The organism is Pseudooceanicola batsensis HTCC2597 (assembly GCF_000152725.1).
Lineage (GTDB): Bacteria > Pseudomonadota > Alphaproteobacteria > Rhodobacterales > Rhodobacteraceae > Pseudooceanicola > Pseudooceanicola batsensis.
Map to the genome: position 1 here is coordinate 2,633,096 of NZ_CH724131.1, position 21,867 is coordinate 2,654,962.

The 21,867-nt window shown below is 64.5% G+C and carries 18 protein-coding genes; 6 read left to right on the forward strand and 12 right to left on the reverse strand.

The annotated features are described in order from the left end of the window. Positions 1-159 precede the first annotated feature (159 nt). The 4 genes from OB2597_RS16675 (at position 160) to OB2597_RS16690 (ending at position 6,536) form a co-directional block, all read left to right on the forward strand. On the forward strand, positions 160-1,371 hold the full coding sequence (locus OB2597_RS16675) for an SIR2 family NAD-dependent protein deacylase (RefSeq protein WP_148234754.1): 1,212 nt from the start codon (positions 160-162) through the stop codon (positions 1,369-1,371). Beyond that, a complete protein-coding gene (locus tag OB2597_RS16680; protein ID WP_050759248.1) occupies positions 1,368-3,170 on the forward strand; it encodes an ATP-binding protein in 1,803 nt (600 codons plus the stop codon). Before OB2597_RS16675 ends, OB2597_RS16680 begins: the two co-directional genes overlap by 4 nt. Next, positions 3,167-3,379 carry a KTSC domain-containing protein gene (locus OB2597_RS16685; protein WP_202944584.1) on the forward strand — a complete coding sequence of 71 codons (213 nt, stop codon included), beginning with the start codon at positions 3,167-3,169 and terminating at the stop codon, positions 3,377-3,379. Before OB2597_RS16680 ends, OB2597_RS16685 begins: the two co-directional genes overlap by 4 nt. Before the next feature lie 472 nt (positions 3,380-3,851). After that, the gene (locus OB2597_RS16690; protein WP_009806787.1) at positions 3,852-6,536 is read left to right on the forward strand and encodes a UvrD-helicase domain-containing protein; all 2,685 of its coding nucleotides are present in this window, start codon (positions 3,852-3,854) and stop codon (positions 6,534-6,536) included. 257 nt (positions 6,537-6,793) lie between these two features. Here OB2597_RS16690 and gyrB read toward each other — a convergent pair whose 3' ends face one another. The 12 genes from gyrB to OB2597_RS16750 form a co-directional block, all read right to left on the reverse strand. Next, positions 6,794-9,211 (reverse strand): DNA topoisomerase (ATP-hydrolyzing) subunit B, encoded by a 2,418-nt coding sequence (gene gyrB / locus OB2597_RS16695; RefSeq protein ID WP_009806788.1) that lies wholly within the window; start codon positions 9,209-9,211, stop codon positions 6,794-6,796. Positions 9,212-9,510: 299 nt separating this feature from the next. After that, positions 9,511-10,131: a LysE family translocator gene (locus OB2597_RS16700; RefSeq protein WP_009806789.1), complete on the reverse strand. Its 621-nt coding sequence runs from the start codon at positions 10,129-10,131 to the stop codon at positions 9,511-9,513. Continuing rightward, entirely contained in the window at positions 10,128-10,562 is a 435-nt protein-coding gene (locus tag OB2597_RS16705) for a VOC family protein (protein WP_040609881.1), read from the reverse strand. The genes OB2597_RS16700 and OB2597_RS16705 overlap by 4 nt, the downstream gene beginning before the upstream one ends. Before the next feature lie 10 nt (positions 10,563-10,572). Continuing rightward, positions 10,573-11,676 (reverse strand): DNA replication/repair protein RecF, encoded by a 1,104-nt coding sequence (recF, locus tag OB2597_RS16710; protein ID WP_009806791.1) that lies wholly within the window; start codon positions 11,674-11,676, stop codon positions 10,573-10,575. A gap of 79 nt (positions 11,677-11,755) precedes the next feature. Continuing rightward, complete coding sequence (gene dnaN / locus OB2597_RS16715) at positions 11,756-12,874, reverse strand: DNA polymerase III subunit beta (RefSeq protein ID WP_009806792.1); 1,119 nt, start codon at positions 12,872-12,874, stop codon at positions 11,756-11,758. 176 nt (positions 12,875-13,050) lie between these two features. Continuing rightward, positions 13,051-14,463, reverse strand: a complete 1,413-nt coding sequence (gene dnaA, locus OB2597_RS16720) for a chromosomal replication initiator protein DnaA (protein ID WP_009806793.1) — start codon at positions 14,461-14,463, stop codon at positions 13,051-13,053. A gap of 495 nt (positions 14,464-14,958) precedes the next feature. Beyond that, complete coding sequence (gene rpsT, locus OB2597_RS16725) at positions 14,959-15,222, reverse strand: 30S ribosomal protein S20 (RefSeq protein WP_009806794.1); 264 nt, start codon at positions 15,220-15,222, stop codon at positions 14,959-14,961. 99 nt (positions 15,223-15,321) lie between these two features. Beyond that, entirely contained in the window at positions 15,322-15,963 is a 642-nt protein-coding gene (locus OB2597_RS16730) for a helix-turn-helix domain-containing protein (RefSeq protein ID WP_009806795.1), read from the reverse strand. A 324-nt stretch (positions 15,964-16,287) separates the two neighbouring features. Further along, positions 16,288-17,076, reverse strand: coding sequence for an SDR family oxidoreductase (locus OB2597_RS16735; RefSeq protein ID WP_009806796.1), 789 nt, complete (start codon positions 17,074-17,076; stop codon positions 16,288-16,290). 208 nt (positions 17,077-17,284) lie between these two features. Continuing rightward, on the reverse strand, positions 17,285-18,061 hold the full coding sequence (locus tag OB2597_RS16740) for an enoyl-CoA hydratase (protein WP_009806797.1): 777 nt from the start codon (positions 18,059-18,061) through the stop codon (positions 17,285-17,287). 65 nt (positions 18,062-18,126) lie between these two features. Beyond that, positions 18,127-18,978: a bifunctional DNA-formamidopyrimidine glycosylase/DNA-(apurinic or apyrimidinic site) lyase gene (gene mutM / locus OB2597_RS16745; RefSeq protein WP_009806798.1), complete on the reverse strand. Its 852-nt coding sequence runs from the start codon at positions 18,976-18,978 to the stop codon at positions 18,127-18,129. A gap of 8 nt (positions 18,979-18,986) precedes the next feature. Next, positions 18,987-19,484 carry a hypothetical protein gene (locus OB2597_RS16750; protein ID WP_009806799.1) on the reverse strand — a complete coding sequence of 166 codons (498 nt, stop codon included), beginning with the start codon at positions 19,482-19,484 and terminating at the stop codon, positions 18,987-18,989. A gap of 99 nt (positions 19,485-19,583) precedes the next feature. Here OB2597_RS16750 and ubiE point away from each other — a divergent pair, with 99 nt between their 5' ends. Together ubiE and ubiB are read left to right on the forward strand one after the other, a co-directional pair. Next, positions 19,584-20,330, forward strand: a complete 747-nt coding sequence (ubiE, locus tag OB2597_RS16755) for a bifunctional demethylmenaquinone methyltransferase/2-methoxy-6-polyprenyl-1,4-benzoquinol methylase UbiE (protein WP_009806800.1) — start codon at positions 19,584-19,586, stop codon at positions 20,328-20,330. Positions 20,331-20,333: 3 nt separating this feature from the next. Beyond that, on the forward strand, positions 20,334-21,866 hold the full coding sequence (ubiB, locus tag OB2597_RS16760) for a 2-polyprenylphenol 6-hydroxylase (protein WP_009806801.1): 1,533 nt from the start codon (positions 20,334-20,336) through the stop codon (positions 21,864-21,866). Position 21,867 lies beyond the last annotated feature (1 nt).

The following is a 21,867-nucleotide window of genomic DNA, read 5'->3' on the forward strand; positions in this document are numbered from 1 at the left end:
GCCGGAACCGGGCATTTGCTGCGCCAAGGGCTATGATTTGCTTCAGGCACAAACCGGACATTCGGCGATCAGGAGCGTGATAGATTCCATCTGTGATGTCATCACGCTTGACCCGACTTGGTCGAAAGCGACACAAGGAAGGACGACTATTCTGCGTGGATGAGCAAATTGAGCGTCAGCTTTCATAATCCCGACCAGTATATGGCATCGCTGCGCACGATCATCGCGCAGGGTCGGAAACGTGTCGGACTGCTGGTAGGAGCTGGCGCGCCGGCAGGAATGGCACGGGCAGATGGGAGTCGACCGCTGATTCCGGCTGTCGCGGGACTGACCGATTTAGTGTTAAAAGCGATCGAACCGACCTACGGAGCCCAGATCATTGGCCTCCAGAACGATCTCGAGAACCACGATATTGAGACAATGCTCTCGCGCATTCGCTCGCTCGGCAGCGTTCTTGGAACCACCGAGGTTCATGGCCTCGATGGCGGCGGATATCGTGCCATGGCCGATGCCATTTGCGTTGAAATTGGCAAAATTGTCCAAGTTCGCCTTCCAGGAGGATCAACCGCCTACGGAGAACTGGTCAGTTGGATTACTGGCGCGCCAAGATCGCATGCTGTTGAGATTTTTACGACTAATTACGACCTACTTTTCGAGGAAGCGCTCGAGCGAGCAAGAGCACCGTATTTCGATGGCTTCGCCGGAGCGCGTGAAGCTTTTTTCGACCCAGCCTCGGTGTCTGGAGACCAGTTACCTTCCCGTTGGACACGGCTGTGGAAAATTCACGGCTCGCTTGGATGGAAGGCGAACGCTGACGGCGAAGTCGTGCGGACTGGGCAGACGGATTCGACTCATCTGATCTTCCCCGAACACATGAAATATAATCAGACGCAAAAGGCACCCTATGCTGCATTGCTCGATCGCTTGCGAAGCTTCCTATCGACAGAAGATACTCTGTTAGTTTCGATTGGTTTCTCCTTTGCCGATGCGCATATCACCGCCCGCATCGATGAGGCGTTAGCCGCCAACCCGGCTGCCAGCGTATTTGCATTCCAATTCCAGAAACTCGACAAGGAACTATGTGCTGTTGCACTCGCGTCCCGGCGCTCAAATGTCAGTGTTTATGCGCGCGACAAAGCAGTCATTAACGGCGTCGCCGCCCCTTGGCGAACCCCCGGCGAGTTGCCCACCAAAGATTGGGGGCCAATACGGGACAGCTACTGGGCAGCTCCGCCCACAGGGGGCGAAGCCGAGTTCAAGCTCGGTGCGATCGAAGATTTCGCACGTTTCTTTGCTAACTCTCAGACACCGCAGGGCTTCGAGCCCGCGCCGAGTCCGGAGGCGCACCCTGTGCCCGCGATCACCGAATGACCAGCCCCACCTTTCTTGGCAGGGTAGGCAGTGTCGCCGGCTCGACCGTGAGTGTGCGGCAAGCGGAGTCTGTTGCATCGGGCATCGCGATTATCGAGGGGCGCAGCTATCGGGTCGCGCAAGTAGGCAGTTTCGTCCGGATACCCCAAGGCTACCACAACTTGTATGGCTTAATTTCTGAGGTAGGCGCCCAAGCCACCCCCGAAACATTGGTTGACGCCAGTCAACGTGGCGAGAGTTGGATGACAGTTCAGCTCGTTGGTGAAATCGTCGAAACCAGTTTTGAGCGAGGCATCAGCCAGTATCCCGGGATTAACGATGAGGTCCATCTGGTAACTGAAGATGATCTCGGCAAGATCTACGGTGTTGGTGACGAGGGTCAGATCACGATCGGTCGACTGGCTGGTGCAGAGAGTATTCCCGTCCGCATTGATCTCGACAGATTGGTGACTCGTCATAGTGCAGTTCTTGGTTCGACCGGGTCTGGCAAGTCGACCACCATCTCCAGCCTGCTGCGCTCGATCTGCCAATCCGGAGAAGGCAGGCGCTGCGGGAATGCACGTATTCTGCTTCTCGATATTCATGGCGAGTATGGCGATGGGCTGCGGTCAGCAGCTCAGGTGTTCCGGGTTAACCCCTCCGATGGCGAGCAGCCCCTTCACGTGCCCTATTGGGCGCTCGACACTCTGACGCTGCTCGATTTTCTGATGGGGCCGATGAGTGAAGCTGCTATGACTGGCGTCCTCGATAGAATTCAAGCGGCGAAGTCTTCGGGGGCCAACGGCGTCGCCGGGGTCGATGTCAATGCCCTGATGATCAACACGCCACTGCCGTTCAGCCTGAAGCAGCTCTGGGCAGACCTGGTTGATCCGGAATACAAAACTTGGGCTGACAAAGAGCGGACGACTCCGGCGCTCGAAGAGGCAGGAGATGCACATAGCCTGAAACTGCCTAAGTATTCAGCTCCAGGGCAGGGTAGCGCGTTGCCTGATATCAATCAGACAGGTGTATTGGGGATAAAGCGGCAACTGACACAGATGCGTTCGCGCCTGCTGGACCGTCAATATGACTTTATGCTCCACCCAGGTAAGTGGGAGCCCGAACTTTCGGGCAAGTCACAGATGGACTTGCCTCAATTGCTTGAGGCCTGGTTCGGCCATGATAAGCCAATTACCGTTCTTGATCTATCTGGCGTGCCGAGCCAAGTTCTGGTGCGTCTGATCGGAGGAATCCTGAACATTACATATGAAGCGATGTTCTGGGGCCGAAATCTGCCAGAGGGGGGGCGGAACAGGCCACAACTGGTCGTGATGGAGGAAGCGCATCGCTATCTGGGGAGGGATGCGAATAATCCAGCGCGCGATATGGTCCAACGGATCGTCAAAGAAGGACGCAAGTTCGGAGTCGGTGCGATGCTTGTCAGCCAGCGACCTTCAGAGATAGACGAAACGATTCTGTCCCAATGCGGCACGCAATTTGCTTTGCGCTTGTCGAACAATGCGGACCAGGGGAAGGTAAAGGCCGCTCTCCCGGACAGCCTGAGCGGCCTCGTCGACACCCTTCCGGTTCTGAGGACCGGCGAGGCAATCATCATGGGTGAGGCCGCACGCCTGCCAATCCGCTGCCGGATCAATTTGCCGCCGGAAGACGAGCGACCGTCGAGTGCAGATCCTAAGGTTAGCGAGGCTTGGGCGAAAGCGAAGGAAAAGGAAGATTATGAACGCCTCGCCGCCGCCTGGAGATCGCAGAACCCTAAGTGGGGTCAAAACATAAGTGTTAAGGCACAGGAGGACGGATGATGGAACGCCAGCCCGTAAGTTCGAGTAGCATAGCATCCATTGGCTACGAAGAAGTGACACAAACCTTGGAAGTCGAGTTTGTCGACAACAGTTTATACCAGTATCTGAATGTTCCGCCGAACATCTATGATGAGCTAATGGCTGCACCATCTCAGGGCGCCTTCCTGAACGCCAACGTCAAGAATCAGTATGCCTATGAGCGGCTCTGATAAAGTGGATATATTCGTTGAATGCGCATAAATGTTATTTGCGCCTGAAACTCCGAATTTGAAATGATAAAAGCAGCGCATATCGCCCCACATTCGCATCTCCCTGCTAATATCGGATCGACTTCTTGGGGCCACGAGCGGATTCTTGTAGATTACGCAGCGAATGGCCGTTTCGCCTGAATTCGTCCTATAAGGCCCCCCGCTGGCCAATATCTGTTACAGCTTGGGAAAGACTCGCAAATCGGTGCAAATGAACCTCGCCTCAAAATTATTCCTGAGGTTCTTGGTCGACCCTCTCGCTCGACATCCAAGGTCCCTGACGCTGCAAGACAGGGGCATTGCGGCACGCGGGGCGGGTTCGCCGTGGATAGGGTTTGAAAGCATCGCGGCGCGCCCATCGGTGAGGAAAGGCCTTCTTTCGTCGTCGCTATCGCTCGATCTTGGCGGGGGCCGAAACCTGACCTTGCCAGCGGTGGAGCCATCTGCGGCCAGAACCTTCGCAGAGGCGGCTACAACCGCCTGGACGAGTTTCAATCGGGCGGAGCTGGAGAAGGAGGACGCCGCGGTCCGGCGCATCCTGCATGCGCTCAATGTGCTCAAGGTGCCGGATGTCTATCCTGCCGCATGCCACGTAGCGCCGCTGGCGCGCGATGCTGCTGACCTGAACAGCCGCGTGCTTTCCAAGCTGAATGCGGAGGCCGTTGGCGATGACGTGATGTCCCGCATTGCCCCGATCGTGGCGTTCGCGTCCGATCCGAATGCCGTCCGGGATGCAGCTATCGAGACGTTCGTGGAAGCTCAGCTGCTTAGATGGAAGGATTTCTTCGACACGGTGGAGTCAATGCCGCTGACGCCGGAACAGCGCCTGTCGGTCGTCGTCGACGAAGACGCGACGCTGGTTCTGGCCGGCGCTGGGTCGGGCAAGACCAGCGTGATCACCGCCAAGGCCGCCTATTTGGTGAAGGCCGGAATACGGAAGCCGAGCGAGCTCCTGCTGCTGGCCTTTGCGAAAGACGCCGCGACAGAGATGTCGGAGCGGATCGAAGCCAGGTGCGGGGTCCCCGTGGCGGCCCGCACCTTCCACGCACTGGCCTACGAGATCATTGGCGAAGTGGAGGGCGAGAAGCCGCCCTTGGCGCCAACCGCGACAGACGACAAGGCGTTCTTGTCCCTCATGAAGGAGATCCTTCGTCACATCGTGGCGACCGCCAGCGAGATCGCGCAGACCGTGACCGGCTGGTTCGCCGGTTTCTTCGACGACTTTCCGACAGAGTGGGACTTCAATACGAAGCACGAATGGTATGCGCAGATCGAGAGCCGCAACCTGCGGACGCTGCAAGGCGAGACGGTGAACAGCTTCGAAGAGCTTCTCATCGCCAACTGGCTGTTCAGAAACGGCATCGCTTACGAATACGAGCCGAGCTACGAGCACAAGCTCGAGAAGACCGGTCGTCGCGTCTACACGCCCGATTTCCGGCTGACAGAGAGCGGCGTCTACATCGAGCATTTCGGCGTGCGCAAGAAACGCGGCAGGAACGGCAAGGAGGAGCTGACGACTGCCCCTTACGTCGATCGCGATGAATACCTTGAGGGCATGAATTGGAAGCGGCAAGTCCATGCCGAGCACGAAACGATTCTGATCGAAACCTACAGCTGGGAGCGTGAAGAAGGCCGTCTGCTCGAGGCTCTTGCCGAAAAGCTCAAACCCCACGTCACGCTGCGGCCGATCCCGGACATCGAGATCTACGACCGTGTGGCCGAAATCGGCGTGGTCGACAGCTTTACCTCGCTAATGGGCACCTTCCTGCGTCATTTCAAGAATGGCGGCTACCGGGTGGAGGACTGTTCGGACAAGGCGCAGACGCTGAAGATGGGGAAGCGGGCGGAAGCATTCCTGGAGATCTTCGGCGCCGTTTTCCGGGAGTATCAGTCCCGCTTGGGCGACCGGATCGACTTCGAGGACATGGTGAACCGCGCCACGGCCTTCGTCGAAAGCGGGCGCTACCAGAGCCCATTCCGGCATATCCTCGTCGACGAGTTCCAGGACATCTCGACCGGGCGGGCGAAGCTGATCCAGGCGCTGAAACGCCAGCATTCCGATGCCAAGGTGTTCGCCGTCGGCGACGACTGGCAGTCGATCTACCGCTTCGCTGGGTCGGACATTCACATCATGCGCAACTTCGGTGCGGAGTTCGGCGGCACCTATGCAGGAGCCACTGGTGTTCATCGCACCGTCGATCTCGGCCGGACATTCCGATCGGTGGACAAGATCGCATTGGCCGCCCGTCACTTTGTTCTCCGGAACCCCGCTCAGATTACCAAGAAGGTGATCCCGGCAGGCGAGACGGACGAGCCTTCGATCAGGATCGCCTGGACGCGCCGTGACACCGGCGAGACTACCTTGAACGACGCGGTAGCTACTCTCGCCGCCACAGAAGGAAAGGGGGGTGGGAAGCCGTCCATCCTCATCCTCGGGCGCTATCGTTTCCTGCGGCCCGATGTGGCGCGGCTCCAGCGTCAGAACCCCGGGACGACAATCTCCTTCAAAACCATCCATGCCTCGAAAGGCCTGGAGGCCGATCACGTCATCATCCTCGGTGCCGACAACGCCAAGATGGGGTTTCCGTCGATGATCGTCGACGACCCTCTGCTAAGCCTGGTATCGCCCGAGGCCGAGCCATTTCCGAACGCCGAAGAACGGCGCGTCATGTATGTCGCCGTGACTCGGGCCCGGCGGACCGTAACCATCCTTGCATCCGAGGCACGCCCCTCGGTCTTCGTCGAGGAGCTGACGAAAGAGCCCGAATTCGGCGTGGTCGTGCCCGCGGGGGCTAAGGCTCACACGCACACCTGTCCGAGTTGCGGCGGGCGCCTGCTGCACATGCCGGGCAAGGACGGTAGCGACTGGTATCGCTGCGAGCACGTGAAGCTGTGTGGCAGTCGCATGCCGGCGTGTCCTGCCTGCGGTGTCGGCCTTCCGGTCCGCTCCCCAACCAGTGGAGATCTGGTTTGCGGAGATTGCGGCGAAACCCAGCAGGCGTGCCCCAGCTGTGACGCGGGGTGGCTGGTCGAACGGCGCGGCCGCTACGGAGCATTTCTCGGCTGTGTGCGCTTCCCTGACTGTGATGGGAAAGCCAAGAAGAAGAAGAGCGCGTGACATGCAAAAAGTGCGCGCGGTCCGGCCTGCCAACGTATCATTGATGGGCAATGGGACATTGCGACGCTGGACAACGATTGAGAGGGGGAACGACGTGGTGGTCCAACGGAAGTGCGAAGCGAATATCGCCCAATCCCTCCGCCATTACCCCTTCCCCGTTAAGCATTTGAGAAATATGAAACTTTCCTCATTTTCGGGCGCCCATGACGCGAAGAAATATGCGCGCCACGAAAAAATGTCTGCTTCCCTACAACCAATCAGATATCCAGGTTTTCCACATTCAGCGCGTTGGCCTGGATGAATTCGCGTCGCGGCTCAACCACGTCGCCCATCAGCTTGGTGAAGAGGTCGTCGGCCTCGGCCATGTCTTCGACCCGGACCTGGAGCAGCGTGCGGGCCTCGGGATCGAGAGTGGTCTCCCAGAGCTGCTCGGGGTTCATTTCGCCCAGTCCCTTGTAGCGCTGCAATTGCAGGCCGCGTTCGCCTTCGTCGAGGATCGCCTGGAGCAGGTCGAGCGGACCGTAGATCGGCAGCGACCGGTCGCGGCGGACGAGCGTGGCGGGCTGGCTGTAGATCTCCTGCAGGCCCGAGGTGATGGAGCCCAGGCGGCGCGCCTCGCCCGAGCGGAGGGCGGGGCCGTCGAGGGTACGCACCTCTTCCACGCCGCGCAGGACGCGGGACAGGCGGATGCCCTTGTCCTGGGTCTGGCGGCCCTGCCAGCCGCGTTCATATTCCAGCGCGATCTGGTCGAGACGGGCGGCCACGTTGTCGGCGACGCCCTGCAGGTCGGCATCGGCCTGACCCGCCACGAAGGCGCCCGCGATGGCCGCCTGTTCCAGAATATGGCGCGGATAATGCGTGGGGAAACTGTCGAGATAGCGCCGGGCAGTGCGTGCCTCGGTCACCACGCGCACGAGGTCGGGGCCCGCGATCTCGTCGCCATTGCCGAGCCGGAGCAGCGCCCCCTCGGTGCCCTGGTCGATCAGGTAATCCTCGAGCGCGGCCTGATCCTTGAGGTAGACCTCTGACTTCCCGCGCGACACCTTGTAGAGCGGCGGCTGCGCGATATAGAGGTACCCGCCCTCGATCAACTCGGGCATCTGGCGGTAGAAGAAGGTCAGCAGCAGGGTGCGGATGTGCGCACCGTCGACATCGGCGTCGGTCATGATGACGATCTTGTGGTAGCGCAGCTTGGAGATGTCGAATTCGTCCCGGCCGATCCCGGTGCCGAGCGCCATGACGAGGTTGCCGATCTCCTGACTGGACAGCATCCGGTCGAACCGCGCCCGCTCCACGTTCAGGATCTTGCCGCGCAGAGGCAGCACCGCCTGGGTGCCGCGGTCCCGTCCGGTCTGGGCCGAGCCGCCGGCGCTGTCCCCCTCGACGAGGAAGACTTCGGTCTTGGAGGGGTCCTTCTCGGAACAGTCCTTGAGCTTGCCGGCGAGGTAGTTCACGTCCATCGCCGTCTTGCGCCGGGTCAGCTCGCGCGCCTTGCGGGCAGCTTCGCGGGCCAGCGCCGCCTCGACGATCTTGCCGACGATCATCTTGGCCTCGTTCGGGTTTTCCTCGAACCATTCGGCCAGTTTCTCGCCCACCAGGTTCTCGACCGCCGGCCGCACTTCGGACGAGACCAGCTTGTCCTTCGTCTGGGACGAGAATTTCGGATCGGGCACCTTGACCGACAACACGCAGGTCAGCCCCTCGCGGGCGTCGTCGCCGGTGAACGAGACCTTCTCGCGTTTCGCGACCCCGCTCTCGGTGGCATAGCGCGTCAGGGTCCGGGTCAGGGCGCCGCGGAACCCCGCCATGTGGGTGCCGCCGTCGCGCTGCGGGATGTTGTTGGTAAAGGGCAGGACGGTCTCGTGATAGCTGTCGTTCCACCACATCGCGACCTCGACCCCGATGCCGTCCCTCTCGCCCTCGACATGGATCGGCTCGCTCATCATGGCCTGTTTCGACCGGTCGAGATACTTGACGAACTCTTTCACCCCGCCCTCGTAGAAGAGTTCGGTCCTGAGAGGTTCGGCGGGGCGTTCGTCTTCCAGCACGATCCGAACGCCCGAGTTGAGGAAGGCCAGTTCGCGCAGGCGCTTTTCCAGGGTCGCATAGTCGTAGTTCAGGTTCGAGAAGGTCTGGGTCGAGGACAGGAACCGCACCTCGGTGCCTTTCTCGCCGTCGGCGTCGCCCACCACCTTGAGCGGTTCGACGGTGACCGAGTCCTCGAAGCGGACGTAATGCTCTTTCCCGTCGCGCCAGATGCGCAGTTCGAGCCAGTCCGACAGCGCGTTCACGACCGAGATGCCGACGCCGTGCAGGCCGCCCGAGACCTTGTAGGAATTCTGGTCGAACTTCCCGCCGGCATGCAGCTGGGTCATGATGACCTCGGCGGCCGAGATACCCTCTTCGGCGTGCATGTTCACCGGAATGCCGCGTCCGTTGTCCCGCACCGAGACCGAGTTGTCGGCGTGGATCTTGACCTTCACGAAGTCGGCGTGGCCGGCCAGCGCCTCGTCGATGCCGTTGTCCACGGCCTCATAGATCATGTGGTGCAGACCCGACCCGTCGTCGGTGTCGCCGATATACATGCCGGGCCGCTTGCGGACAGCGTCCAGACCCTTGAGAACCTTGATGGAATCGGCGTCGTACGCCGGTGCGCTCTGCTGAGGTTCAGCCATGCGGAAAACATCCCCTGTAACTTGTCGATTTTATATCGTCCCGGGGGGGCAATGTCACGCGCACGACACAAGATTTTGTGGTATCGGCAAACGCCGACGGCAAAGGCGATCCCGGAAATTTTCCGCCGCGCCGCCTGGGGTTGCACAGCGCGGGCGAAACCCTCGCGGCCATGCCCCTGCGGCCGACCGAACCCGGCGCCGGCGCCATGCTGCGGCTGCTCACGGGAGGTGGACCGGAGCGGTCGGATCACCCGGCGCTTCGCCCGCGGAGGAAAGGGCGCCGCGGCAGCTCCGGCGCGTCAGGTGAAGGGGATCACCAGCCCCACGAGGATCATCAACCCGCCCGCGCCGATGTTCGTCCGCCTCATCGCCCGGCCCGAGGCCAGCAGCCGGCGCACCCGGTCGACCATCAGCGCGAAGATCAGGTTTCCGACGAAGGGCACCAGCATCGAGACCGACATGATGGCGGCGATGTCCGCGATCGTGACGGCGGTCAGGTCGAAGAACCCCGGCAGCACGCCCATGTAGAACAGGATCGCCTTGGGATTGCCCAGGATCACCACCAGCCCGGCCACGAACCCCGCCCACATGCCGGGCCGCGTCAGCCGGCTGTCCGAGGCGATGGTCTTGTCCGCGTTCCGGATCAGCAGGACGCCCATGGTCAGGAACATGATCGCCCCGACGTAACGCAGAACCACCATGAAGCTCTCGACCTGCGCCACCAGCCAGCTTACCCCCAGCACCGCCAGCAGCGGCCAGAGCGCATCGCCGATCACCACGCCCAGCGCCAGCGGCCAGGCGGCGTGGAACCCGCCCGAAAGCGCGCGGGCGGTCAGCGCCAGCCAGACCGGCCCCGGTGTCAGGAACAGGATGAAGAGCGCCCCGGCATAGAAGGCCAGCTCGGTCGGAGAGAGGGTCATTCCGGGTCCGGGATGGTCAGGGTGCCCTCGTCGTTGACGGTCCAGAAGGGGTTGTGCGCCAGTTCCCAGACGTGACCGTCCGGATCCGCGTAATAGCCGGAATAGCCGCCCCAGAAGACCTCTTCGGGGCGCTTGAGGCTCGTCGCGCCGGCGGCCAGCGCCCGGTCGAAGGCGGCGTCGACCCCCTCACGGTCGGGAAAGTTCTGCGCCAGGGTCATCGCGCCGGTGCCCAGCTCGGTCCCCGGCCGGCCCTGGTCCTCGGCAAGCGCCCCCCGGCCGAACAGGCCGAGCGCCATGCCGTGCATCCGGTAGAACACGACACCCTCCTCCGGCCCCGGCAGCGGCTCCCAGCCGTTGGCCGCGTAGAAGCGCCTCGACCGGTCGAGGTCGGCGACACCGAGGGTGATCAGGCTCACGCGCTGCGCTGTCATCGGCATCGGGTCACTCCATCTCCACGCGGCTTTCGCCGCCCTCTTCCGTCACGCGCATCACCTGCGCCCGGTCGCCGAGATCCGCAAAGAGCTCCGGCCCCGTCCCGGTCATCCAGGCCTGAGCCCCCAGGGCGCAGACCTCGTCATAAAGGGCGGCGCGACGGGCCGCGTCAAGATGGGCCGCCACCTCGTCGAGCAGCAGGATCGGCGGGGCCCCGAAATCCCCGGCGAGCGCCCGTGCATTGGCCAGGATGAGCGAGATCAGCAAAGCCTTCTGCTCTCCGGTCGAGGCGTCCCTGGCGGCGATCCCCTTGGCCGCCCAGCGGGCCCCGAGGTCCACCCGGTGAGGGCCGATCAGGGTGCGGCCCGCCTGCAGGTCGCGCCGCCGCCCCTCGGCCAGCGCCAGCCGCAGCGCCGCCGCATCGTCCGGCAGCTCGCCCTCGGCGTGGGACAGCGACAGCTCCGGCGCCGGAAAGGCCGTCGCGGCGCCCGCGGTGGCACCGGCGATCAGGCTCAGCGCCCGGGTCCGGTTCGCGGTGATCCGCGCCCCCGCCTCGGCCATCTGCGCCTCGAGCGCGACGTACCAGTGCTCGTCCCGCACCATGTCCTTGAGCAGCCGGTTGCGCTCGCGCATGGCCTTTTCATAGGCCAGCGCGGCCTCGGCATGGCCGGGCAGGAAACTCAGGGTCATGCGGTCGAGAAACCGCCGCCGACCCTCGGCCCCCTCGATCCACAGCCGGTCCATGGAAGGCACCAGCCAGAGCACCCGCGCCACCCGCCCGAGCGCCGCCTGCGCCGCCGCCTTGCCGTCGATCCGCACGCTGCGCGCGGCGCCCGGCTCGGCCGTGCTCTCCAGTTCATGCACCTGCCGGAGCGACGTCAGCACCCCGGTCAGCTTCCAGCCGAGCGCTTCGGGCCGCCGGATCAGATCCTCGGCCGCCGCCCGGCGCAGGCCCCGTCCGGGCGAGAACATCGACACCGCCTCGAGAAGCGACGTCTTGCCCGCCCCGTTCGCGCCGTGGATCGCCACCGGCCGCCCGTCGGGGGCAAGCGCCGCGTGCCGGTAGGACCGGAAATGCGACAGGGTCAGCCGGGTCAGACATAGCCGTCCCATGCGCGCCCCCCATCTTCATCTTGCCAGAAATACTCCCGCCGGAGGCCCGCCCGCGCCCTGCGCGGCGTGCCGTGACGGATCACACCCGCATCGGCATCACGACATAGACCGCGGATGTGTCGCTCCCCTCGCGCATCAGCGTCGGGTCGCCGGCCGAGTTGAACAGGAAGACGGCATTCTCGCGATCCACCTGGCTGGCGATTTCCAGCAGGTATTTCGCGTTGAACCCGATCTCCAGCCGCTCGTCGCCATAGGCCACGGCCAGTTCCTCCTCGGCCGCGCCGCTGTCGGGGGCGTTGACCGACAGGACCAGCCGGTCCTCGTCCAGCGCCAGCTTGACGGCGCGCGACCGCTCCGACGACACCGTCGCGACCCGGTCCACCGCCTTGGCGAAATCCGAGGCGTCGACCTCCATCTTCCGCGTGTTGCCCTGCGGAATGACGCGGGTGTAGTCGGGAAAGGTGCCGTCGATGACCTTCGAGGTCAGCGTGATCTCGGGCGTGGCAAAGCGCACCTTTGTCTCGCTGACCGACACGGCCACCTGCAGTTCGTCGTCGTCCAGCAGCTTGCGCAACTCGCCCACGGTCTTGCGGGGCACGATGACGCCCGGCATGTCCGCGGCGCCCTCGGGCAGGGTCGCGTCGATCCGGGCCAGGCGGTGGCCGTCGGTCGCCACGCAACGCAGCATCCGGCCGTCCTCGCCCTCGGCGACATGCATGTAGACGCCGTTCAGGTAATACCGCGTCTCCTCGGTCGAGATGGCGAACTTCGACTTGTCGAACAGGCGCCGCAGCACGGGCGCGGGGGCCGAGAAATTCGACTGGTATTCCGACGAGGCCATGACCGGGAAATCTTCCTTGGGCAGCGTCGCGAGGTTGAAGTTCGACCGGCCGGCGGCCACGGTCAGCCGCCCGGCGGCGCCGTCCTCGGACAGGGTCACCTGCGCGCCGTCCGGCAGCTTGCGGACGATCTCGTGCAGGGTGACGGCGCTGACGGTCGTGGCCCCGGCGCGTTCGACCATCGCGGGGGCCTTGTCGACCACCTCGATATCCAGGTCAGTGGCGCGGAACTGGACCTCGTTGCCCTCGGCTTCGATCAGGACATTGGCCAGGATCGGGATCGTGTTGCGGCGTTCCACGACCGACTGCGCCTGAGACACCGCCTTGAGCAATGCCGCGCGTTCGATGCTGAATTTCATGAGCCCATTCTCCTGTCCGAAACTGACCTGTGCGGTGCCGGGACCGGAAAGCTACCCGTTTCCGGCACCCGCACAAGTGTTTTCTTGGTTTGTCGGACGGTTTGCAGAGGCCGTCAAGGCAGAGGACGGCCCCGGACCGGATCCGGGGCCCCGCGTTCCGGGCGGTTATGCGTCGCTCAGGCTTCCAGCGCCCGGCGCAGCAGTTCGATGTCCTCGGCGATCTGCCCGTCCTGCTGCTTGAGTTCCTCGATCCGCCGCACGCCGTGGATGACCGTGGTATGGTCGCGCCCGCCGAAACGGCGGCCGATCTCGGGCAGGGACCGCGAGGTCAGCGACTTGGACAGGTACATCGCCACCTGACGCGGACGGGCATAGGTGCGCACCCGCTTGGGACCGATCAGGTCGGACATGCGGATGTTGTAGTGCTCGGCCACCTTGCGCTGGATCTCCTCGACGGTGATCTTGCGCTCCGAGGCGCGGAGGATGTCGGAGAGGCATTCCTGCGTCAGATCCAGCGTGATCTCGCGGCCCACGAGCGAGGAGAAGGCGAAGAGCCGGGTGAGCGCCCCCTCGAGCACCCGGACGTTGGTGCTGATCCGGTGCGCGAGGAACTCCAGCACGCCGTCGGCCAGTTTCAGGTCGGGATACTGGGCGCGTTGCGCATCGACCTTGCTCTGGAGGATGCCGAGGCGAAGCTCGTAGTCGGTCGGGTGCAGGTCGACGATCAGGCCGCACTGCATGCGCGAGCGGATGCGCTCCTCCATGTCGGTCATCTCGCCCGGGGCGCGGTCGCCCGAGATGATGATCTGCTTGTTCTGGTCCACCAGCGCGTTGAAGGTGTGAAAGAACTCTTCCTGCGTGCTGTCCTTGCCGGCGATGAACTGCACGTCGTCGACCATCAGCACGTCGACGGTGCGGAACAGCGACTTGAAGTCCATCGTGCGGCGCTCGCGGATCGCCTGCACGAACCGGTACATGAACTGTTCCGCCGAAAGGTAGACGACGGTGAGATCGGGCCTGTGCGTCTGAAGCTCCCAGGCGATGGCGTGCATCAGGTGCGTCTTGCCGAGGCCGACGCCGCCATAGAGGAACAGCGGGTTGAAGGTGACCGGCCCGGCCTCGGCCACGCGGCGCGCGGCGGCATGGGCCAGTTCGTTCGGCTTGCCGACGACGAACCGGTCGAAGGTGAAGCGCGGATCCAGCGGCGCGGCCTGCAGCATGGTATCCATGGGCGAGGCCTTCGCGGGCTGGGCGGGTGTCTGGCTGGCCGCGGCGGGCGCCGGCGCCTCGGCGGGTTCGACCTCCATCTGCGCCGGGCGGGCCGGTTCGGGAGCGTTCACGTTCGCGGCCTTGCGGACGACGAATTCCAGCCGGCGGACATCGCGATTCATCATCGAGACCTCGCCCAGGATCAGATCGCCGAAATTGCGCGCGACATAGGTGCCCGCCCAGGAATTGGGCGCGCCGATCACCGCCACCCCGTCTTCCGTCCGGTCGAGCACCAGCGGCTCGATCCAGTTCTTGTAATTGTGTTGCCCGACGTTCTGCAGAAGTTTCTGCTTAACTGCGCCCCATTGTTCTTTTGTCATGTCCCGATGCCCCCAGAGTGTTCAACCTGCATGCGCCATCCATCGTCTTGCCCGGCCCGGCCGGACTGCCTCGCGATTCGGCACCTCGGAACACAATTCGCGCGCACCGTTCCAGCAGCGGAACGGATACGCCACAGCGGCGAACTGTTAGCGGAAACAACAACTTGGCAAGAGGAGAGGGTCCCCGGACACTCATCCATAAGTTGCATATTCCATCTGCACGTCCGGACGTACGAACTTATTCGACCGAGTCACTCGCCCTTATAAATAAAGGCTGTGCTCGTATCCTCGTTTCGTTCGGGTCTGCCGTGCCCCCCAAGGCGACGCGAGTCGCAAGAAGGAACGTAGCAACTGCTGCGCGAGGCTGGCAACGGCAAGAAGCGCTTGACTCAAACTTGGTTTACACCGAATCCGCCGGCGGTGGCAGAAGCGCCACATCGCAAAAAGGGCACCGCTCTCGCGGTGCCCTTTTCGTTCAAAGACTTGAAGTCCGGATCAGGCGATCGCCTTCACCCGGGCAGAGAGGCGGGACATTTTCCGCGCCGCGGTGTTCTTGTGCAGGACACCCTTGGTCACGCCGCGCATCAGCTCGGGCTGGGCTGCCTGGAGGGCGGCGGATGCCGCGGACTTGTCGCCCGACGCAATCGCCTCTTCCACCTTGCGAAGGAAGGTGCGGATGCGCGAGCGGCGCGCCTTGTTCACCGTCGTGCGGTTGAGCATCTGACGGGCGCGCTTCTTGGATTGAGGCGTATTGGCCATAAGTCTATCGTCCCATGGTTTGGGTTCGTGCGTTCTGAAGCCGCGCTGATAGGCCCGACTCGCCGCGAAGTCAACCGTTTCGGCGCGGCCTTTTCGGTCTCACGCCGCCCTGTCCGGTCCGGCGGCGCCGTCCGGCGCCGTGCAGACCACGAGTATGCGGGCGCCCTCGTCGCCTTCGGCCGCGTAGAGATGTCCCCGCCCGCTGTCGAAATAGAGGCTGTCCCCTGTGTCGAGAACGATCTCCTCGCGGCCTTCCAGCTGGACGACGACCCGGCCGGACATGACCATCAGGAACTCTTCGCCCGGATGGTTCACCATCCGCTCGAAACTCATCTTCTGCAAGGGTTTGAGTGTGCCGCACATCGGGATCATCGCCTTGCCCCGCACATCGGGAAACAGCATCTCGTAGGCGTAGTTCTCGGTCTCCAGAAAGCCGAACTCTCCCGCCCGGGCGAGCGCGACCGTGCCGGCCTCGAACCTCCTGCCGCCGGGGGAGAACAGGTGCGTGACATCGACCCCGAGGCCCCGGGCGAGACCCGAGAACCGGTCGTAGGTGGGCGCCATCAGCCCCCTCTCGATCTTGGAGATCGTCGAGATCGCCAGCCCGCTGCGGTCGGCGATGGTCTGCAGCGTGAGCCCGCGCGCCTCGCGCAGCTGCCGGATCCGCTGCCCCAGCTCGGCGCGACCCTGTTCGGCAGGCGGGGTGTCCGGTGAGGACGAACCGCCAGATCTTGCCGCCATTGCACCCTCCCTCTTTCAGACCCCGGCACGTCCCGGGCCGGAAGAGAACCCCCGCATCGCGTGACGGGTTCCCACTCCACAGCAGAGAGACACTAGACAGGTATACCTGTTGAGGCAAAACACGCCGTCCGACATTGCCGTGATCGAAGCCCCAGGGGGCGGGGTCGTGCGGCGCGGATACGGCGCGCGCCGCTTGGCCGGATATGCCCGGGCGCGACCCGAGGATCTCTTGCGTGCTGTCGCAGCCCGGGCAACGGGGGCCTTCGGGCAAGCTCCGGGGTGGCGGGCAGGGGGCCCGGTCCCGTCAGCTTCGGTCCGGGGGGGTCATCCCGCTCGGAACCGCCGCTGAAACTTGGCCATGCCCCCGATCCAGCGATCGTAGTTCGTCACCTTCGCCTCCATGTAGCCCTGCACCTGCGGATGCGGCAGGATCAGGAATTCCTCGTTCCTGATGCCTTCCAGGGCCGATTGCGCGACCGCCTCGGCCGTCAGCACCCCGTCCCCCGACTGCGGGCCATCGCCGCCGATCCCCTCCAGCATCGGCGTCGCCACCCCCTGCGGGCAGAGGACGGAGACACGAATCCCCTCGTCGCGATGACTGATGGCGAGGTTCTCGGCAAAGCCGATGGCGGCGTGCTTCGTCGTCGAATACGTGGCGCTGCCGATCTGAGACAGCAGGCCGGCCGCGCTGACCGTGTGGAGAAAATGACCCCCGCCCCGGGCGATCATGCGCGGCACGAGCACGCGGGCGGCGTGGACATGCGCCATGACGTTGACCTCCCAGGCCGCCTGCCAGTCCTCGGAGCTTGCTCCGGCGGCGTTGCGCACCTCGGGATCGAAGCCGTTGGCGATCCCGGCGTTGGAGCACATCAGGTCGACCGGCCCCTGGTCGGCCTCGATCCGGTCGATCATGGCGGTGATCTGCTCGGCGTCGCGCAGGTCGACCCGCAGACCGGTTCCGCCGATCTCCTCCGCGACGCGCTCCGCCCCCGCGCCGTCGAGATCGCAGACCGCCACGTGACGCGCGCCCGCCGCGTGAAGCGCGCGCGCCAGCGCCGCGCCGATGCCCTGGGCGCCGCCGGTGACGATGGCGATCCTGCCGGTGATATCCATGTGACCTCCCCTATGTGCCGCGCCCCTATGACTGCGGCGCATGCGCCATAGAAGCCGAGGACCGCGCGGATTGGAAGGCCCGCGAGGGCCCCCCTCCTGCCGCGGACCGGCGGGCGCCCACGATGGATGTAGGCCGCCCGTCGCGCGGCCCGGGCCACCGGGCCCGAACGGAAAGCCGCCGGCCGCGCCGGCGGTGGCGTCGCGCGCCTCAGCGGTCGCGGAATTGCGGCTCGCGTTTTTCCAGGAACGCGCTCATCCCCTCGGCCTGGTCCTCGGTCGCGAAGAGCGAATTGAAGACCCGGCGCTCGAAGAGCAGGCCCTCGGCCAGCGGCGTCTCGTAGGAGCGGTTCACCGCTTCCTTCACCGCCATGACCGAAATCATCGATTTCTCGGCGATCTTGGCGGCGGCGCCCATGGCCTCGTCCATGAGCTTCTTGCAGGGCACCACGCGCGAGACGAGGCCGGAGCGCTCGGCCTCTTCGGCATCCATGAAGCGACCGGTCAGGTTCATGTCCATCGCCTTGGACTTGCCGACGAAGCGGGTCAGCCGCTGGGTGCCGCCGATGCCCGCGATGACGCCGAGGTTGATCTCGGGCTGGCCGAACTTGGCGTTGTCGCCCGCGATGATGAAATCGCACATCATGGCCAGTTCGCAGCCGCCGCCCAGGGCATAGCCGCAGACCGCCGCGATGATCGGCTTGCGGACCCGCAGGATCGCGCCGGTCTCGCGGGTGAAGAGATCGCCGGCGAAAACGTCGACAAAGCTCTTGTCGGACATCATCTTGATATCCGCGCCGGCCGCGAAGAATTTCTCGGTTCCGGTGATGACGATGCAACGGACCTTGTCGTTCGACTGCGCCGCGGTGAGCGCGTCGGCCAGTTCCCCCAGAAGGTCGTTGTTCAGGGCGTTCATCGCGTCCGGGCGGTTCAATTTCACCAGCGCGATATGATCTTCGACTTCGACGACAATCGTCTCGTATGCCATTGGATCGGCCAATCGGTTGTGAGCGTTAGGGGCGATTCACTAGCACCTTGGCCCCCCGGATCAAGCTATCTTTGGCATTGCGGACAGTGGAAGGACGACCGCCCCGACTGGACCGTGCGCCGAATCGTGGCGCTGCAGCCCGGTGTCCGGCAGGGCTCTCCCTCGCGCCCGTAGACGTCGAAACTGTGCTGGAAATAGCCCAGTTCGCCGTCCGCCCGCCGATAGTCACGCAGCGACGAGCCGCCGGCCGCGATCGCCGCGTTCAGCACGTCGCGGATGATCGGCACAAGGGTCGCGAGCCGCGTGACCGATATCCGGTCGGCGCGGCGGGAGGGCGAGATGCCGGCACGGTAGAGCGCCTCGCAGACATAGATGTTTCCGAGACCCGCGACGACCTTCTGATCCAGCAGAACGGCCTTGATCGGGCTGCGGCGGTGTTTGACGGCGGCGACGAAATAGGCCTCGTTGAAGGCATTTCCCAGCGGCTCGGGCCCGAGGCTCGCCAGCAGCGGATGCGCCTCGGTTTCGGGGGTGGCCATCAGGTCCATCGCGCCGAAGCGGCGAGGGTCGTTGAAGGTGACGCGCGCGCCGTTGGCCATGTCGAACACCACGTGATCGTGTTTTTCCGCCGCCGGATGCTCGTGCACGAACCGGCCGAGCGGGTCGCCCGAGACCGTCATCCGGCCCGACATGCCCAGGTGGATGAGCAGGGTTTCCTGGCTGTCCAGATCGGCGAGGATGTATTTCGAGCGGCGCCGCAGCCGATCGACACGCCGGCCGCTCAGGCGCCCGGCCATGTTCTCGGGGAAGGGCCAGCGCAGATCGGGCCGGTTGACCTGGGCGCGGGCGATCACCTCTCCCTCCATGGCCGGGGCGAGGCCGGCGCGCACGGTTTCGACCTCGGGCAGTTCGGGCATGGTCGGACCTAGTAGTAGGGCCGCGCCTCGAACAGGGCGCGGCGCAGGATGCTGTGACCGCTGAGGTATTTCACGAGCCAGGCGGTATTGCCACCCTGGAACCGCAGCCGGTAGGTGCCGTGCAGGTCCTCGCAGACTTCGATCAGGCGGGTCAGGTCGTAGCTGCGCGTGCGGAAGGACGGGGTCATCAGGGTCAGGTCGCTGCCGCGCAGCACGGCGCGGAACTGCCAGGCGTAGGCGTTGACGTAGGCCAGGACCGGCAGGGTGGCGAGGCCCGCGAAGAAGGCGGGGCGCGCGTGCTGCGCCACTTCACCCAGCCGGACCAGGATGAGAAGAGAGAGCACGGCGGCGGCCAGCCGGATCGGAATCGCCACCTGGTGGACCGAGCTGTCCCGGCTCCGCTCCGGCTCGATCCGCAGGTGGGCCATGCGGCCGTGCATGCGCATCAGGACGGCCAGCAAAACGATGGCCAGCGCGAGCATTGCCAGTGAGAGTGCCTGCTCCATCCCGCTTCGGTCCTTTGTGCGCCGATTTGACGGTTTGTGTCTCACCCCCATCTATGGCACTGAACTGAGGCTTTTATTTGGCAGGGTGAAACGGGCGTCATGAGCGACCAGAATACCACGCATTTCGGTTTCGAAACCGTTCCCGAAAGCGAGAAGGCCGGCCGCGTGCGCGGCGTCTTCTCGTCCGTGGCCTCGCGCTACGACGTGATGAACGACGCGATGAGCCTCGGCATCCACCGGCTCTGGAAGGACGCGATGATGGACTGGCTCGCCCCGCGCCCGGGGCAGCGGCTGCTGGACGTCGCGGGCGGCACCGGCGACATCTCGTTCCGGTTTCTCAAGCGGGCGGGGTCGGGCCATGCCACCGTGCTCGACCTGACCGAACCGATGCTGGCCGAGGGACGCCAGCGCGCCGAGGCGGCAAGGATGGCCGGAAGCCTGGACTGGGTCGTGGGCGATGCCATGGCGCTGCCCTTTGCCGACAACAGCTTTGACGTCTACACGATCAGCTTCGGAATCCGGAACGTCACGCGCCCGCAGGATGCCCTGGCCGAGGCGTTCCGCGTGCTCAGGCCCGGGGGTCGTCTGATGGTTCTGGAATTTTCGACAATTCCGACGCCCGCGTTGCAATGGGCCTATGACCGCTATTCCTTTAACCTCATCCCGGCGATGGGCCAGGCCATCGCGAATGACCGGGACAGCTATCAGTATCTCGTCGAATCGATCCGTCGGTTTCCGGATCAGGAGACGTTCCTCGGCATGGTGCGGAGCGCCGGGTTCGAGCAGGCCAAGTACCGCAACCTGACGCTGGGGATCGCGGCGCTGCATTCCGGCTGGAAGCTCTAGGGGATGCGCGGGCCGCATAACATATGGCGTCTGGTGAGAACCGGCGCGACGCTGGAGCGGACCGGCGCGATGAAGATCATCCTGGACGCCTACGACGCGCCGCCGCTGCTGCGGATGGCCGCGCGGGTGGCGGGATGGCCGTTCCAGTGGCTCGGGCTCAAGGGCGATCCGGCCATGCCGCCGGCGACGCGGGCTCTGACCGCCCTGGGGCCGGCCTATATCAAGTTCGGCCAGGTGCTCTCGACCCGGCCCGACCTGGTGGGCGAGGATCTGGCGACGCAGCTGCGCGTCCTGCAGGACCGCCTGCCCCCGTTCTCGGTCTCGACCGCGAAGCAGACGATCGAGGACGAACTCGAGCAGCCCGTCGATTCGATCTATTCTGAATTTTCAGAACCTGTTGCTGCAGCCTCGATCGCACAGGTCCACAAGGCCCGGCTGAACGAGACCGGAGAGGTCGTGGCGGTCAAGGTGCTCCGGCCGGGGATCGAACGTGCCTTCCGCAAGGATATCGACGCCTTCTATCTGGCCGCCTCGATCATCGAAATCCTGTCGCCCGCCTCGCGCCGTCTGCGCCCCTCGGACGTGGTGGCGCATTTCGACGGGGTCGTGCGGGGCGAACTGGACCTGCGGCTCGAAGCCGCCTCGGCCTCGACCTTCGCGTCGAACACCGAAGGCGACGCGGGTTTTGCCCTGCCCGCCGTGCGTTGGCAGCAGAGCGGTCGCCGGGTCATGACGATGACCTGGGCCGAGGGTATCCCCTTCGGTGACAATGCCGCGCTGGACGCGGCCGGGCACGACCGGCGCAAGCTGGGCGAGAGGGTGCTGACCCTGTTTCTCAACCACGCGCTGCGCGACGGCTATTTCCATGCCGACATGCACCAGGGCAACCTCAAGGTGGCCGCAGACGGCACGATCCTGGCCTACGACTTCGGGATCATGGGGCATATCGACGAATATACCCGGCGCGTCTATGCCGAGATCCTCTATGGGTTCATCAAGCGCGACTACATGCGTGTCGCGCTGGTGCATTTCGAAGCGGGCTACGTGCCCGCCGATCAGGATGTGGATGAATTCGCCCGCGCCCTCCGCGCCGTCGGAGAACCGATCTTCGGCATGGACGCCACCAAGATCTCAATGGGTCGGCTGCTGTCCTATCTGTTCGACGTGACCGAACGGTTCGGGATGGAGACGCGGACCGAGCTGATCCTGCTGCAGCGGACCATGGTCGTGGTCGAGGGCGTGGCGCGGTCGCTGTCGCCGCAGATCAACATCTGGGAGGTCGCCCGCCCCGTCGTCGAGGCCTATATCCGCCGCAGCCTGGGCCCCCGCGCATTGATGCGCGACCTCGGCCAGACCGCCGAGGTGCTGGCCCGCTTCGGTCCCCGCCTGCCGCGACTGGTGCAGAGCGCGCTTTCGGAGCAGATGCATGCCTTCGAGACCGAGCACCGCACGCCCCGGCGTCACCGCTGGCTCTGGCTCGGCGCCGGGGTGGTGCTCGGCGGGGGGGCGACCGCCCTGCTGGCCGCGCTGGTCTGAC